Raw genomic sequence first — 13,206 nt, 5'->3', positions numbered from 1 at the left:
GATGAAGGCAGGCGTGCTAAGACACCGCATACAACTCCTCAAACCCACCACCACCCGTTCAGCCACAGGCATGGTAAAAAGTAGCCATGAGCCTGTTAAGACGATCTGGGGGCAGTTTAGTCATTTATCCGCCAAAGATGTGCTGACCGCCAAGGCAGCAGGCACCGATGTACAGGCTCGCCTAACGATTCGCTACCAAACTGGCATTGACCACACCATGCAGGTTGAGCATGGCGGACAAAGATACGAAATTGTCGGCAAACCGCTGGCAGATAACCGCACTGGGCGAGAATATCTGACGCTATTGCTAAAGGAGGTGTCATGAAATTATCGGTAAAAGTCGAGGGCTTGGACGAGCTTGATAAAAAACTTGGCAATCTGCGTAAGGATTTGCGAGGCAAATCGCTGTACAACTCACTGATGGTGGCAAGCACGCCGATGTATAAACAAGCCAAGCGGCAAGCACCAGCAAGCGATGCTGCCTATCGCCGTTATATGTCTTCAGGGCAGGGCGAGGCAACTTTTAGGTTTAGTAAAAATGGCAAAAAACTCAAAGGCAAAAGACAGCGTGCCAAACGAGGCGAGGGCAAATTTGTCATACAGCAAGCAGGACTGCTCAAAAAGAACATTCGCCGTGGTCGGTTAAATAAAAATTCCACCAACAAAAACCGTGCCGCCATCGGCATCGGGGTGAATGTCTCTGGCAAAACAGGCTCATCGGCGTTTTATTGGCACATGGTGGAATATGGCACAAAATATCACCAAGCCCAACCATTTTTACGCCCCGCCTTTGAAAACAACAAAGAGCAAGCGGTTGAGCGGTTTAAACAACAGCTGGATAAGAATATTAAGAAAGCCACAGGTGGGTAGGTTTTGTCTTGACCTTGTTTGTCATCAGCCCTATAATACCAATAAAGGCAATCGGAGTGTTATCATGGTCGATATCAGTAAAATTCAGCAAGACATCGCAGAAAGTCAAGCTCGTGCTAATAAAACCTATGTGGATATTGAAGGCATTCGCCAAAGCATTGAACAAAGCCGTGCCACCGTTGAAAAAATCCACCAAGATGTTGTCGAAAGTCGTGCCAATACCAAAAAAATAGAAAAAGAAGCAAGGCTATACCCCTATGTTACGCTGGGGGCTGCCATGGTTGGTGGCTTGATTGTCTTTGTCTTGACGCGGTTTTTTGCTTAACTAAAACCATGCCATGATGAAAAATGTAGCAACAGCCAAGATATGGCTTGATTTATCAAGGGTTACCAACCAAAAAGGAGCGACAGGCTTATGAATCATAAAATCAAAAGCGAATATGACTTCAGTCAAGCTCGGCGTGCCACCGAGATACCGCACCTAAATCGTCTACGAGAACAACAATTGCTCGATGAAGATGTGCAAAAATGGCTCGCCAGTCAAGATACAACCACCAAAATCCATATCAATCAACTGATACGACAGGTCATGGCAATTGCTACTCATTGATTAAAATTTAGCCCAACAAACCACCCCCATGGGTGGTTTTTTATTGGAGAAAATATGCACGCAAGTGAACAAATTTTCAACATCTTATCAGAGCTGGTTGATGGCAATATTTATCCGCTGTTTGTCCCAGAGACCGCCCCTGACAGCGACCGTTATATCGTCTACCAAATCATCAGCACAGAGCCTGACAACACGCTTGACGGCACAACAGGGCATGAGTGGGTCAGGGTGCAGATTGATGTATATTGCAATGATTATGATGAAATGCTGGCACTGTCTAGCCGTGTGATTGGACGGCTAAATGGCATCACCCCCAGCAACTATTTGGGGGTGCAGCATCTTTATGAAGCCAATCAATACCGTGCCATTATTGAATATGAATTTTGGCAAACCTTTGTTTAACCGCCCCTTGTGGGCATTTTTTTGGAGTAAATTATGGCAAAAAATGTCGCCAATTTAGTCGATAGCTTTTATCAGCTGTTTGTGTCCGCTGACGGTAATACCTTTAGCAAGGTTGAACATTTGCAAAAATGTGGCGTGCCGTCAGAAGAAAAGGTGATGGACGAGGTAACCGCCACCGACGATGAACGCACTGTAAAAGCTGTGGTGAATTTCAAAGAAGAGTCAGAGATTGAGTTTGAATTTGTGGTCGATCCACAAGACACCGCCCAGCAGCTCATTCAGACGGCGTTTGATGAAGGAGGCGAGCTGTATTTTCAGCTAAAATTTGTCAAAGCCGCTGCCGAGAGCCGCCAGTTTAAAGGCATGGTGTCCAAATTGTCTTTGGATAATGAAGACATTAAGAAAAAATTAAGAAAAACCGCCACCATCAGCATCACAGGCGATGTAACCAAAATCAGCTAAGGAGACAGTGATGAAATTTACCCGTGAAACCCTGCTAAAGATTCTTGCCAAGCCTGCCGCTGTCAGCAAAGTAAAGATTGACGAGCAGTCGTTTTTTATCCGCAAATTAAGCCTCAAAGACCAAGCCGAGCTTAGCAAAATTGACCGAGAAGATGTCATTGGTCATGTGGCAAAACTCACCATCAAAGCACTGTCTGACGAGAACGGCAACCAGCTACTCACCGATGATGACACTGAGGCGGTGCTTGCCATGCCAAGCGGAATGCTATTCCAGCTTGCCGAGCAGATTAATGCGGTCAATGGCTTTAACAAATCGGTGGAGGATGCCGAAAAAAACTGATTGAAAATCCGCACAAACGGTTTTTGTTCAAACTTGCCTTGCAGCTTGGCTGTACGGTGGGCGAGCTGTGCGATAGACTAAGTTTTGATGAGTTTATCGACTGGCTTGCCTATGATGGCATTGACCCGTTTGGCGGATTTCGTCAAGATATCCAAACCGCCACTTTGTTATACGCCAAAGTGGGGCAGGGCAGCCTGACCGATTATCTGCCGATTGACCCAAATCCGATGAGTGAAGAGATGCGTGAGCGGTACGAATACGAGCAAGCACTCAAAAACAGCGAGAAAGAAGCACGGCAATTGGCACAGATGCTTGGACGACTAGAGGATAAAGCAAATAAGCATTGATTTGTGGATGAATGATGGTTATAATCTGACCATTATCCACCCAATAATCAAGGTAGGTCTATGCTTGGATTGCATATTGTCAGATCTGATGATTTTGCCGAAAATACAACTGTGGCAAATCTATTTGATCACATGACCATGACCATTGCAGGCACCAAAAAAACCACGACATACAATCTTAGTAAACAGCTAAGAGCGATATCGGTATTGGAAGAATCAGCATTGCTTGCAAACAGTACAAAGGCACAAAGATTTGCCACCAGCTTTGTTGCTGGCGGTATGTTGATTGGTGCAGGCGTACTACCTGCATTGGCAACACTATTAATCGGTCATAGCCTGCCTGAAAAAACCAAATCAGAATATTTGATTTTTGTTGAGTTTACTGATGGCAAGCGTGCAATTTTAAAAGCCAATCAAAAGCACTACAACAAATTGCAAAAATACTTGTAACTACAAAATCCAAAGCCCCATCCTGTGTGATGGGGTTTTTGCATGGTGGACAAAATGTCATTAAAGATTAATATCGTACTTGGTGCCAATACGGTGCATTTTGACCGCAGTATCGCCAAATCTACCAAACAAGCCCAAGACAAATTACAAGGCTTGGCAGGATTTGCCAAAAAGGCTTTTGATAAAATTGGCTTGGTTGGGTCTCTGGTCGGTTCAGGGACATTGTATTCACTACAACAAACAGCAGACCAAATGCAGGATTTGGCAAGCAAAGTCAAACTTGCCACCAGCTCAACTGACGAATACAATGCGGTGCAAAATCAGCTTAGGCAAATCGCCAATGAGCAAAAATCCAGTTTTGCAGGGGTGGTGGATCTGTATACAAGCTCAAGCCGTGCGTTGTCGGCATTGGGCAAAAGCCAGCAGCAGACCATCGATTTTACCCGCAATCTAACCATGGCAATGAAAGCAGGTGGCGGCTCGGCACAAGCTCAAGCGGCTGCCCTGACCCAGCTTGGGCAAGCCTTGGGCTCAGGGGCGTTGCGTGGTGATGAGTTTAACTCGGTTGCCGAGCAAGCTCCTGTGCTTCTTGACTTGGTGGCAAAACAAATGGGGGTCAGTACTGCCGCCTTAAGAGACCTTGCCAAGCAGGGCAAAATCACCTCCGATGTGGTCTATGATGCCGTTGTCAATGCCACAGACAGCCTAGGGCAGATGAGTGCAAAAATGCCCACCACCATTTCCCAAGGTTTACAGGTCATCAAAAACAGCTATGATTTTTTGGTGCATGACATCGTCAATGAGATGAGCGGACTTGGCGAAAAAGTCGGTCAGGCATTGGCATTTGTCGGTGAAAACTTCCGTACGCTTGCCACGATTGCAACAGCGGCATCGGTGGCATTATTGGGCAGTTATGCCAAATCGGTGCTGGTTGCCAAACTGGGTGCCGACAGCTTAACTGCATCGATTGCCAAGAATATCATATCACTAAAAACTACAGTACAAAGCACAGTTGCCACTGCTTACAGCCTTGATAATCTCACCGCCACCCAAGCTCGTGCAACTGCTGCCATAACAGGCTTTGTGGCATCGACCCGTGCCAGTATCGCCAGTGGTGTGGCGTATACCAGACAGCTTATGACCATCAATGGTGCCAAGTCTGTGATGGCAGGTGCAACCGCTCGAGTAACTGCAAGTGTGATTGCTTGTGGCAATGCCATGCGTGCAGGCACGGCGGCAGCGATAGGCTACACCAGAAGCCTTGTAACTGCCACCGCTGCCAAAAGAGCCTTTGTTGGTACAGCTACCTTGGCAGCTCGCAGTGTGGGGGCGATTGGCTCGGCGTTTAAATCCTTGGCTGGATTGATTGCCCGCCACCCGTTGATGATTATCGGTGGTATCATCGCTGCCATCGTGGTGCGTACCATGGGACTACAAAAAGCGATGGACAGCCTGTCTGATGCCATCAAGATTGTTGGGCTTATGCTGGGTGATTTGGTGGATGCTGGCATCAATGCCTTTATGGGGCTGTATAATGCCGCCAGCAATTTCCTATCAGGGTTTTTGGGCAAATCAGAACAAACCACCGAGGCTGTCAATACTGCCTTTGGTGGCTTGTTTGCCAATACCAAAGGTGGCTTTGTTGGGGTGCTACAGGTCGCTGCTCGTATCTTTGACCGTATGGTCAATGCTGGAATTTCTGCAGTCAATGGGCTGTATCGGGCATTTGTACGGCTGTGGAATGGGCTAAAACAGGGCTTTGCTGCTGCCTTCGGTGCGGTAACCTCTGCGGTGGCAAATGGCATTAATGCTGTGCTTGATACCGTTGATGGGGCAATCTCTGGCGTCAATAAGATGATTGCAACAGCAGCAGAGGCGGCAAGGGGCTTTGGGCTTGATGTTAAAACTCCGCAAATTAACAAAATCGGCTATCGTGCCAATGGCATGGTCATCAATGTCAGCAAGACTGCCGAAACAGACATCATCTCGGCACGCTCCAATTTTGAAGCCAGTGTGCTGGCTTATGCCGACCAAGTGGCTAAGACAAACAAGGCCAATGCCGACCTTGGCAAAGCCGCGGCAGCCGCCACCACCGCCAATAATGACGCTGCCAAATCCGCCAAGGGCAAAGCCAATGCCGACAAAAAAGGGGCCAATGCCGCCAAAGAGCGTAGCAAACAAGACAACGCTGCCGCCACCGCCGCCAAAAAACTTGCCGATTCTTATAACAGCATCGCTGGTAACCTACAAAAGCAGCTGTGGGAGCTTGGCAACAATCCCTTGGGGCTTGAGACAGGCAAGGTGGAATATGAGCTGACGCAGGGTGAGCTGCGTGGTCTTGGGGCAGAAAAAGCCGAAAATGCGTTAAAACTGGCAAACTTTGTCGATCAGGCGAGCATCAAATCTGATCTGGAACGCAATGCTTTTGAGGCAAAACTTGCCCTTCTTGACACTGATTTTGAGAAGTTTTTTACACGAATGTATGGCGGAGCTGGGCTGGACAAACTGTCAAGTCTGGGCTATGAAGCAGGCTACAACGCCACCACAGGCAATGCCCAAGTGGTCATGACCGAAGCGGGCAGGCAAGAGCGGTTTAATGCCTTGCTTGAGATGGCGACCCTTGAGGCGGACAAACTAAGCAAAAGCTATGCTGACAACAACCGCGAGCTTAACAATCAGCTGGCACTGCTTGGCGTGCGTGATACTTATGCTAAGGAGATGCTACAGATTGAGCAGTCGGTCAATGATGAGCTTGCCAAATACCGCTCGATGGACAAAGACAACGAGCTTGGCGAGCAGTACAGCAGAATCAAAGAGGCAGCCGAGCAAAACGCCGAGCTACAAAAACAGCTGGCAACGATGACGGCATACCGTGAAATCACCGACAATCTTGCCACCGATGAGCAAAAACGCAGCACGGAGCTGATGAGCCAGCTTGATATCTTAAACAAACAAAGCCAGATTGCAGGCAGGTTTGATATTAAGACTGCCGAGCAATTGATTGGCAATGCCATTGGTTCAGCTGGGACTGCCAGCACGCCCTTTGATGAGCTGATTGCCAAAAAGAACGAAGCCAACGAGCTGCTAAAACAGGCAAATGACACCTTGCTTGCCAATGAACGACTCACCGCCGAAGAACGCATTAATATTGAAAAATGGGTAGCCGATGAGCAGCTAAAAATCAAAAAGGCACACAACCTTGCCATGGGGGAGCTGGTGCTTGCCCAAGCTGCTGAAACCACCGCCCAGCTTGCCGATGGGCTAAAGCAATCACTGGGCGAGCAGTCCAAGGCTTATCGTGCTGCCTTTGTCTTGCAACAAAGTTTTGCCATTGGCTCGGCGGTGCTCAATATGCACAAGGCAATCTCTGATGCCTTTGCCGAAGGGACAACCTTCGCCCAAAAATTGGCTGGCATCGCTGCAGCAACCACGCAGGGCATGAAAATCGTTACTGCCATTCGCCAAATCCAAAACCCTGTCATCGGACAAGCCCATGACGGCATCATGAGCGTGCCAAAATCAGGCACTTGGAACCTTGAAAAGGGCGAAAGGGTGTTGCCGAAGCACACGGCAAAAAATCTTGACAAGACTTTGGCAAGCGTGCAAGGTCGTGGCAATACGGTGAATGTCAGCGTAACGGTCAATAGCAGTGGCGGTGATGTGCAAGCCGACAGCCAAATGGGCAAGCGATTTGGCGAGGCGATTCAACTTGCCGTGCAAGCCGAGCTGCAAAAAGAACGCAGACAAGGGGGATTGCTGTATGGTAGATAAATAACAAAAAAGCTCAAACTGTGGCGGTTTGAGCTTTTTCTAAATTAACCCCTTTCACCTACAAAGGAGTAATCTGTGGATAATTATATCATAATTTTGGGGCAGTTGATGAAATATACGATTGAAAAATACGGTCTTTGGCAGACGATTTTTGCTTTTTTGGCACTGTTTTCAATACCAGTACTGTTTTATAAACTTGATGCGATTTTAACTGCTGTTTATTTGTATTTATAAATGGCAACAAAAAGCCCAAACCTTAATCAACAGGCAGGCAGGTGGCAAATGATTGATTGGATTATCAAAACATAGTAAGATAGGCTAAGTCTTATTTTTGGTGATATGATGATTGCACTAGATTTACCCATCGCAACCGAGCAAGCACTGATTGCCCAAGCCAAACAACATGGCTTGAGCATTGAGGATTATTTATTACAGCAGCTTGACAGATTAACCCAAAGGCAGTTTGGTGGTGCTGAATCGGCATTGATTGCCATCAGCGATGATTTTGACGCACCTCTTGATGAGTTTGAGGGGTATCAATAATGGGCGGCTTTTTATTAGATACCCATGTGCTGATTTGGTTATTATCCAACCCTCAAAAATTAAGCCAAAACGCCCGTGCGGTCATTCAAAATCGCCAAAATGCTTTATATTATAGCCCGTTGTCTTTTGCCGAAATGGCAATCAAGGCAAGTTTGGGTAAACTTGTCATGGCAGAAGGCTGGCAAAAAGTTTATGTGGATTTGTTGGCAGCACAAGCAATTTTGCCTGTGCATCAAGACTGGCAGGACAGTATTATCTTGCAAAAGTTGCCGTTTTTGCACAAAGACCCGTTTGATAGAATGCTGATTAGCCTTGCTTTGGCAAATCGGTTGTCGTTGATTAGTGCTGATGGCAATTGTGCCTTGTACGACCTTGAGGTGATTTGGTAGCCCTGCATTTGGCAGGGTTTTTTATTGGAGTAAAAATGAAAACCTTCACTTGGAAACTAAACGCTGGGGCGTCTTGTGAAGTGGTGCATCAAGTAACCAAAACCCAGTTTGGCGATGGCTATGCCCAACGCACAAGTTTTGGCATCAATAACAAACGCACCGACTGGAGCGGGGTAAAGACGGGCGATTTTGCCACAGTGATTGCCCCCATCATGGCATTTGTTGATGAACACAAGGGCATCACGCCTTTTTGGTGGACAAATCCGCACGGCAAGCGGTGCAAATATATCTGCACTGATTATCAAGTCGCCCAGCGAAAAGGCAACTTCTGGCAGATCGGTCTGAAGTTTGAGCAGGTTTTTTAATTTAACCAAGCAACATAACAAAACCCCAGCTACGGCAAATAGTTGGGGTTTTTATTCAACCCTTTGTGCAGATTTGCAAAAAAGGATTAAATTTCATGAGTGATTTTATCACATTACTAATACAGAGTGAACAATTATCTATGGAAAAATTGATGATTATATTTCCCTTGATTTTTTAAAAATAAGTGCTATTATAAAAATAAGGAGTGGTTAGGGTTAGTCCCCAACCAAAGCCCCAAGTAGCTGTTACTACTTTTCGGCTTTGCTACTTTAGTAAGCGTTATTGCTTAGTAGAAGTAGCACGACAAATAAGATTAGTGCGAATAATCTCATTTTCATCTCCTTATCAGTTGCCACCACTTCCAAGGTCGGTGGCGGTAACCTACAAGGCAAGGCTGACTCCCTTGCCTTGATACTTTTATTATATACACATTCAGACAGAAGTCAAAAATCTGTCAGCTTTGGCAGATTTTTTTATTAACAAGCCCAGCCAAAAACCTGCTCTTGTCGCATTTGCAGACGACTGGGAGGAAAAAATCAGTGTCCAGATTAGCAAAAATCAATATCGCAGGCTTATTAAAAAGTAGCTTGGGGTGGTTTTTTGCCGTCATTTGTGCCGTGTTTGTGTATTTTGCCGTCAATGCCCTTACTCTGGATTATAAAAAAACAGGGGTGAGGCTTGTGCTTTGGGCGGAGCTTAGTTTTTTATTTTTATATCTTAGGCAACAAAACCGAGCAAGGTTTTTGCAAAGGGTCATCGCCATCACTTCCTTGGGCATGGTGGCACTATTAATCTTTGTCCTAATCTTATTTTTATACAACCCAAAAGCAGGTTTTAGCTCTAATTTTAAGTGGATATTTTTTTATTATGGCATTGGTACGCCTTTGGGTGTGCTGTTTTATTTTATTCATCACAAATCACATCGTCAATCATAAGCCCCAACAGGGGCTTTTTTTAGGAGTAAATTATGAGTAATGTCGCAACCATCGAAACCGATAATGAGCCTTTGCAAGTGCCGCTATTGGCTCGCGAAGAGGCAAGTCTTATCAGTCAATTCACCATGCAGGTGGACGCATGGCTAGCCAAGCACGGCGAAAAAGCCCAGACCATCGAGATTGTCTATTATCCTGATGATGACGGCTTTGAGATTGTTAATAATGAGCCAAACAATGGCTTGCTTAGTCGCAATCGCATCAGCATCTTCCGTGGCGAGCTTATCGCATGGGCAACCCAGCAAATCCAAGCCCTAAAAGGTTGGTCAAACGAACGCAGTATCAGCGAGTTTGTGGCTGTGTATCGTGATGGTAGCTTTGGTGTTTTGTGCAAAACGGCTGCTGCATCATGACTTTTAACAACCAAATCCAAAAGAGTAGCGTGCAGGGTTTTATCACCCTGTACGAGCTGGACGCAAGAAAATTGGGCGGTGAGATTTACCGTTTTCATGGGCATAATGACGGCATCATCACATGGCAAGGTAAAAACTTCCACCCCATTGCCATCACGGCAGAAGGGCTTGAGGTGCGGTCAGACGGCAGAGCCTCCGCCCCAAGCCTAACCCTGCACAATGACATTGGCGGGGTGGCAGGTGCGTTGCGTGTGCTGTGCTTAAGATTTGCAGATTTTGCAGGGGCAAGGCTAAAAGTTATCCACACTTTGGCAGAGTACCTAGACAGCACCGATGAACAAAACTACAAAATCCAGCACTGGTACATTGAACAAAAAACGGCTGAGACCAACGCCACAACGACATTTGAGCTGTCAAATCCTGTGGACTTTGAAGGCTTAACAATCCCTGTGCGTCAAATCACGGGTTATTGCCACTGGGCGGTATGCGGTCGCTATCGTGGCGAAGAGTGCGGCTATACAGGCACGGCAATGTTTATTGACGGCAAACCAACCGACGACCCCGCCAAAGACAGCTGCACAGGCTCACTGCACGAATGCAGACTGCGTGATAATGTTGGTAGCTTTGGCGGTTTTCCTGCGTCTGGGTTGGTTTAGTCAAAACACAGCAAAACGCCCAAACTGGGGAGAATGGGCGTTTTTAACCAATCTTTTGCTGAAAATTAGAAACGAGACTGATTATAGATGAATTTTAACATAAACTTGGGGTAATGGATAGTCAAAATGCTGGAAAAATACGAAAACTCGCCAAGGGTTAGATTTTTGATTAACTGGGTGGTGCTGTGCCTAACGGTTTTTGTACTAACAGGCTTTATCACCGCCGTGCGTTGGTGGTAGTGCTTGGCGGTGGGCTAATCCAGCGTGTTGGCATACTCAACCAACGCCGTCTTAATCGCCATCGCCTTGCTACAATCTTTATGGGCGATGATTTTATTTAGAGCATCTAGCACTTCAGGCTCGGTGTGGCTGATGACAAGAGCGATATTGGCTAAGGCTTTATTGCGGTAAGTGTTGGTGGCTTTTTGGCGTGCATTTGGCATAAAAATCCTTGATTTTTTGATGATAAACCAGTAAGATAAAGATAAGGAGTGGCTAGCCTTTCGGTCTAGCTCAAGCCTTGAGTGTCGTTACCACTTTTAGGCTACCTGTTTAATACGCTGGTGTGGCGATTAAGAGCAGGATAATGAAGGCGATGATTTTGAGAACGGTAGTCATTGCCTTACTCCTTATGTTTTTGGTTAGGTTTATAAGCCTAACGCTCATCTTCACATCATTGTGTTGATAAAGCATATTGTATACTAGAATACAATAAAAGTCAAGCATTGCACGCCAAAAAAGTGTGATTTGTTTGGCTTTGGAGCAAAGGTGCTACCATGGTAGACATAAACCGTATTGATTTAGGCAAGCTGGATAAAGAAAACCTAGAAAAGGTGAAGCTTATGTTAGATATTAACAAAATCCAAGCTGATATCGAGATGACACGCCAAAGCGTCGAGCAAAGCCGTGCCACGGTTGAAAAAATGCGTAAAGAAAATCAATGGTTTCCTTGGTTGCAGATTATTACCACTTTGACCACAGGCATTTTGACAGGCGGTGTTGTGGTATTTGTTTTGACAAAGTTATTACAATAATTGCTTTAAAGTTTCAAAAAGTCCGCATTCACTGAAGAATGTGGGCTTTTTATTTAACAAAAAAAACGGTCAAACGACCGCTTTTTGTTAAAGATGGGGCTGGATTATGGGCTTGACTGCACAGCATGGCTGGCAAGTTTTGCCAAAAATCCTGAACGGGTATCGTGCGTTTTGGCAATGTGTTCATCGACTTTTTTGAGCAAATGCTCGCTCCATGACACATTAAACCGCACCTGCTTATCAAAAGCCGTCTCGTCAATGGCAACCACCGCCCAAATCACGCCTTGATAATCAGGGTCGGTTTGCAGGGTCTCAATGGGTGTGGTTTGAAACTCAAAAGGCATATCCAGTTCAAGCATGGTTTCAATGTGGCTTAAAATGGCTGATTTGGTCTCATCAATCACTTCATCAAGGGTATCACCAAAGCCATAACAACCTGCCACATCTGGCACAATAGAGCCATAATTTGCCATGCCTTCATCTTTGCTGATGGCGATTGCATAATGTATCATCATACACTCCTATTTTTGAGCTTTTATGAATTGGTAGCCTCATTTGAGGCTACCTTGTTACTAGAAGTTCAGCCCTGATTTCTCCTTGGCATCTTTGATTTGACCGATGCTTAAGTCTTTGGTAGGGTGGCTGATGGTAATCAAAAAGGGCTTGCCCTGTTTTTTAAAATGGTGGTGGCTGCCTTTGACGCGAACCAACACCCAGCCATCAGCTTCTAGCAACTTAATCAACTCGCCGCTTTTCATAAAAGCTCCTTTGTTGTTTAAGTATGTGTATTATTACACACAAAAGCCAAACCGTCAAGTATTTTTGTGTAAAAATGTGGATTTTTATTACATTTCCCATTTGACAAAGTAAAAAAGACAGGGTATGATAGCCGTACTACTAAACTCAAAGCGGAAAATTCACACCGTCATTGTGATTTTTTTTGTACCTAAAATTTGAAAAATAGCGTTCCTAGAATTTCAGGAATGGTAAAATTTCAAAACAAAATTCGTCTTATGACGGGTTGATAGGGGTAAATAAAACACCTGCAAAGGAAATAGCCCCAGCCGTCTTTGAGCGGTAGTTGAGACCCGTTGCCCTATTTTGGGTAACATTCATTAACTAAACTCAAAGGTATCGTTATGACAAACCTAGTCATCGCAAATCACACCATCAGTCAATACAACGGTTTTTACTCTCTTAACGACCTGCACCGTGCAAGCGGAGCTGAAAAGAAACATCAACCTGCTTTATTCTTTCGCAACGCCGAAGTTCAAGATTTGATTTTGGAAATCGAGCGTTCTACGAATTTGCAGAACGGTGAAAAGTCAATAGCTTACCATACTATTCAAGGCGGAAATTCCAAAACCACCAAACAAGGTACTTACGCCTGCCGTGAACTTGTTTACCGTTATGCCATGTGGATTAGCCCCAAGTTTAGCCTGATGGTCATTCGTGCCTTTGACGCACTAAACACAGGAGCTATCCCTTGCCTTGCCAAAACCACCGCTGATGACCGCCGCCTATCCGCCACCCAAATCGCCCAAATCCGAGCGGCGGTCAAGCAGGTAACAAGCACAGGGGCGGTCAGCTATCAGTATCTGTATCATGCCATCAGTACAGA

Annotated in this window: 22 protein-coding genes; 19 read left to right on the top strand and 3 right to left on the bottom strand. The window is 45.7% G+C overall.

All coding sequences use genetic code 11. The features are described 5' to 3' along the window. The first annotated feature begins 1 nt into the window (after nucleotide 1). The 17 genes from BW928_RS10170 to BW928_RS10095 all read left to right on the top strand — a co-directional run bounded on the left by BW928_RS10170 (nucleotide 2) and on the right by BW928_RS10095 (nucleotide 10,551). Nucleotides 2-325 (top strand): phage head closure protein, encoded by a 324-nt coding sequence (locus BW928_RS10170; protein ID WP_076556117.1) that lies wholly within the window; start codon nucleotides 2-4, stop codon nucleotides 323-325. Beyond that, nucleotides 322-870 carry an HK97-gp10 family putative phage morphogenesis protein gene (locus BW928_RS10165; RefSeq protein ID WP_076556116.1) on the top strand — a complete coding sequence of 183 codons (549 nt, stop codon included), beginning with the start codon at nucleotides 322-324 and terminating at the stop codon, nucleotides 868-870. The genes BW928_RS10170 and BW928_RS10165 overlap by 4 nt, the downstream gene beginning before the upstream one ends. 64 nt (nucleotides 871-934) lie before the next feature. Next, complete coding sequence (locus tag BW928_RS10160) at nucleotides 935-1,195, top strand: hypothetical protein (protein ID WP_076556115.1); 261 nt, start codon at nucleotides 935-937, stop codon at nucleotides 1,193-1,195. 90 nt (nucleotides 1,196-1,285) lie between these two features. Next, nucleotides 1,286-1,480 (top strand): hypothetical protein, encoded by a 195-nt coding sequence (locus BW928_RS10155; protein ID WP_076556114.1) that lies wholly within the window; start codon nucleotides 1,286-1,288, stop codon nucleotides 1,478-1,480. Between the two features lie 54 nt (nucleotides 1,481-1,534). Next, a complete protein-coding gene (locus BW928_RS10150; protein WP_076556113.1) occupies nucleotides 1,535-1,882 on the top strand; it encodes a gp17 family tail completion protein in 348 nt (115 codons plus the stop codon). Between the two features lie 33 nt (nucleotides 1,883-1,915). Further along, nucleotides 1,916-2,344 (top strand): hypothetical protein, encoded by a 429-nt coding sequence (locus BW928_RS10145; protein ID WP_076556112.1) that lies wholly within the window; start codon nucleotides 1,916-1,918, stop codon nucleotides 2,342-2,344. A gap of 10 nt (nucleotides 2,345-2,354) precedes the next feature. Next, nucleotides 2,355-2,684 carry a hypothetical protein gene (locus tag BW928_RS10140; RefSeq protein ID WP_076556111.1) on the top strand — a complete coding sequence of 110 codons (330 nt, stop codon included), beginning with the start codon at nucleotides 2,355-2,357 and terminating at the stop codon, nucleotides 2,682-2,684. Nucleotides 2,685-2,707: 23 nt separating this feature from the next. Further along, nucleotides 2,708-3,031 (top strand): phage tail assembly protein T, encoded by a 324-nt coding sequence (locus BW928_RS10135; protein WP_076556110.1) that lies wholly within the window; start codon nucleotides 2,708-2,710, stop codon nucleotides 3,029-3,031. A gap of 60 nt (nucleotides 3,032-3,091) precedes the next feature. Next, nucleotides 3,092-3,481 carry a hypothetical protein gene (locus BW928_RS10130; protein ID WP_078310373.1) on the top strand — a complete coding sequence of 130 codons (390 nt, stop codon included), beginning with the start codon at nucleotides 3,092-3,094 and terminating at the stop codon, nucleotides 3,479-3,481. A 54-nt stretch (nucleotides 3,482-3,535) separates the two neighbouring features. Then, nucleotides 3,536-7,252, top strand: a complete 3,717-nt coding sequence (locus BW928_RS10125) for a tape measure protein (protein ID WP_158078459.1) — start codon at nucleotides 3,536-3,538, stop codon at nucleotides 7,250-7,252. Nucleotides 7,253-7,327: 75 nt separating this feature from the next. Further along, the gene (locus BW928_RS11705) at nucleotides 7,328-7,486 is read left to right on the top strand and encodes a hypothetical protein (RefSeq protein ID WP_158078460.1); all 159 of its coding nucleotides are present in this window, start codon (nucleotides 7,328-7,330) and stop codon (nucleotides 7,484-7,486) included. A 108-nt stretch (nucleotides 7,487-7,594) separates the two neighbouring features. Next, nucleotides 7,595-7,795 carry a hypothetical protein gene (locus tag BW928_RS10120; protein ID WP_076556108.1) on the top strand — a complete coding sequence of 67 codons (201 nt, stop codon included), beginning with the start codon at nucleotides 7,595-7,597 and terminating at the stop codon, nucleotides 7,793-7,795. Beyond that, entirely contained in the window at nucleotides 7,795-8,184 is a 390-nt protein-coding gene (locus BW928_RS10115) for a type II toxin-antitoxin system VapC family toxin (protein WP_076556107.1), read from the top strand. The genes BW928_RS10120 and BW928_RS10115 overlap by 1 nt, the downstream gene beginning before the upstream one ends. Before the next feature lie 35 nt (nucleotides 8,185-8,219). After that, on the top strand, nucleotides 8,220-8,549 hold the full coding sequence (locus tag BW928_RS10110) for a phage tail protein (RefSeq protein ID WP_076556106.1): 330 nt from the start codon (nucleotides 8,220-8,222) through the stop codon (nucleotides 8,547-8,549). Nucleotides 8,550-9,089: 540 nt separating this feature from the next. Next, nucleotides 9,090-9,485 (top strand): hypothetical protein, encoded by a 396-nt coding sequence (locus BW928_RS10105; protein ID WP_076556105.1) that lies wholly within the window; start codon nucleotides 9,090-9,092, stop codon nucleotides 9,483-9,485. A 32-nt stretch (nucleotides 9,486-9,517) separates the two neighbouring features. Beyond that, on the top strand, nucleotides 9,518-9,895 hold the full coding sequence (locus BW928_RS10100) for a hypothetical protein (RefSeq protein ID WP_076556104.1): 378 nt from the start codon (nucleotides 9,518-9,520) through the stop codon (nucleotides 9,893-9,895). Continuing rightward, nucleotides 9,892-10,551: a phage minor tail protein L gene (locus tag BW928_RS10095; protein ID WP_076556103.1), complete on the top strand. Its 660-nt coding sequence runs from the start codon at nucleotides 9,892-9,894 to the stop codon at nucleotides 10,549-10,551. The genes BW928_RS10100 and BW928_RS10095 overlap by 4 nt, the downstream gene beginning before the upstream one ends. 254 nt (nucleotides 10,552-10,805) lie before the next feature. Here the strand turns inward: BW928_RS10095 and BW928_RS10090 are convergent, their stop codons facing one another. Next, nucleotides 10,806-10,994, bottom strand: a complete 189-nt coding sequence (locus tag BW928_RS10090; RefSeq protein WP_076556102.1) for a hypothetical protein — start codon at nucleotides 10,992-10,994, stop codon at nucleotides 10,806-10,808. 333 nt (nucleotides 10,995-11,327) lie between these two features. Between BW928_RS10090 and BW928_RS10085 the strand changes: the two genes are divergently transcribed. Further along, nucleotides 11,328-11,585 carry a hypothetical protein gene (locus BW928_RS10085; RefSeq protein ID WP_076556101.1) on the top strand — a complete coding sequence of 86 codons (258 nt, stop codon included), beginning with the start codon at nucleotides 11,328-11,330 and terminating at the stop codon, nucleotides 11,583-11,585. 104 nt (nucleotides 11,586-11,689) lie between these two features. On the opposite strand, the gene BW928_RS10080 is transcribed toward BW928_RS10085, so the two are convergent. Then, nucleotides 11,690-12,097, bottom strand: a complete 408-nt coding sequence (locus BW928_RS10080; protein ID WP_076556100.1) for a type II toxin-antitoxin system HicB family antitoxin — start codon at nucleotides 12,095-12,097, stop codon at nucleotides 11,690-11,692. 60 nt (nucleotides 12,098-12,157) lie between these two features. Then, nucleotides 12,158-12,343, bottom strand: coding sequence for a type II toxin-antitoxin system HicA family toxin (locus tag BW928_RS10075; protein WP_076556099.1), 186 nt, complete (start codon nucleotides 12,341-12,343; stop codon nucleotides 12,158-12,160). A gap of 381 nt (nucleotides 12,344-12,724) precedes the next feature. Between BW928_RS10075 and BW928_RS10070 the strand changes: the two genes are divergently transcribed. Beyond that, the coding region (locus tag BW928_RS10070) for a KilA-N domain-containing protein (RefSeq protein ID WP_144295811.1) at nucleotides 12,725-13,206 on the top strand (482 nt) is incomplete at its 3' end.

The sequence above is a fragment of the Moraxella cuniculi DSM 21768 genome, assembly GCF_900156515.1.
GTDB classification, from domain to species: Bacteria; Pseudomonadota; Gammaproteobacteria; order Pseudomonadales; family Moraxellaceae; genus Moraxella; species Moraxella cuniculi.
This window is presented reverse-complemented; position numbering and strand designations above follow the sequence as displayed.

Bases quoted from the DNA above. Each gene is read 5' to 3' on its own strand.
- BW928_RS10170 (WP_076556117.1), top strand. From the start codon at position 2: ATGAAGGCAGGCGTGCTAAGACACCGCATACAACTCCTCAAACCCACC.
- BW928_RS10080 (WP_076556100.1), bottom strand. From the start codon at position 12,097: ATGATACATTATGCAATCGCCATCAGCAAAGATGAAGGCATGGCAAAT.
- BW928_RS10075 (WP_076556099.1), bottom strand. From the start codon at position 12,343: ATGAAAAGCGGCGAGTTGATTAAGTTGCTAGAAGCTGATGGCTGGGTG.
- BW928_RS10100 (WP_076556104.1), top strand. From the start codon at position 9,518: ATGAGTAATGTCGCAACCATCGAAACCGATAATGAGCCTTTGCAAGTG.
- BW928_RS10125 (WP_158078459.1), top strand. From the start codon at position 3,536: ATGTCATTAAAGATTAATATCGTACTTGGTGCCAATACGGTGCATTTT.
- BW928_RS10130 (WP_078310373.1), top strand. From the start codon at position 3,092: ATGCTTGGATTGCATATTGTCAGATCTGATGATTTTGCCGAAAATACA.
- BW928_RS10165 (WP_076556116.1), top strand. From the start codon at position 322: ATGAAATTATCGGTAAAAGTCGAGGGCTTGGACGAGCTTGATAAAAAA.
- BW928_RS10160 (WP_076556115.1), top strand. From the start codon at position 935: ATGGTCGATATCAGTAAAATTCAGCAAGACATCGCAGAAAGTCAAGCT.
- BW928_RS10145 (WP_076556112.1), top strand. From the start codon at position 1,916: ATGGCAAAAAATGTCGCCAATTTAGTCGATAGCTTTTATCAGCTGTTT.
- BW928_RS10085 (WP_076556101.1), top strand. From the start codon at position 11,328: ATGGTAGACATAAACCGTATTGATTTAGGCAAGCTGGATAAAGAAAAC.
- BW928_RS10155 (WP_076556114.1), top strand. From the start codon at position 1,286: ATGAATCATAAAATCAAAAGCGAATATGACTTCAGTCAAGCTCGGCGT.
- BW928_RS10120 (WP_076556108.1), top strand. From the start codon at position 7,595: ATGATTGCACTAGATTTACCCATCGCAACCGAGCAAGCACTGATTGCC.
- BW928_RS10115 (WP_076556107.1), top strand. From the start codon at position 7,795: ATGGGCGGCTTTTTATTAGATACCCATGTGCTGATTTGGTTATTATCC.
- BW928_RS10090 (WP_076556102.1), bottom strand. From the start codon at position 10,994: ATGCCAAATGCACGCCAAAAAGCCACCAACACTTACCGCAATAAAGCC.
- BW928_RS10150 (WP_076556113.1), top strand. From the start codon at position 1,535: ATGCACGCAAGTGAACAAATTTTCAACATCTTATCAGAGCTGGTTGAT.
- BW928_RS10110 (WP_076556106.1), top strand. From the start codon at position 8,220: ATGAAAACCTTCACTTGGAAACTAAACGCTGGGGCGTCTTGTGAAGTG.
- BW928_RS10095 (WP_076556103.1), top strand. From the start codon at position 9,892: ATGACTTTTAACAACCAAATCCAAAAGAGTAGCGTGCAGGGTTTTATC.
- BW928_RS10140 (WP_076556111.1), top strand. From the start codon at position 2,355: ATGAAATTTACCCGTGAAACCCTGCTAAAGATTCTTGCCAAGCCTGCC.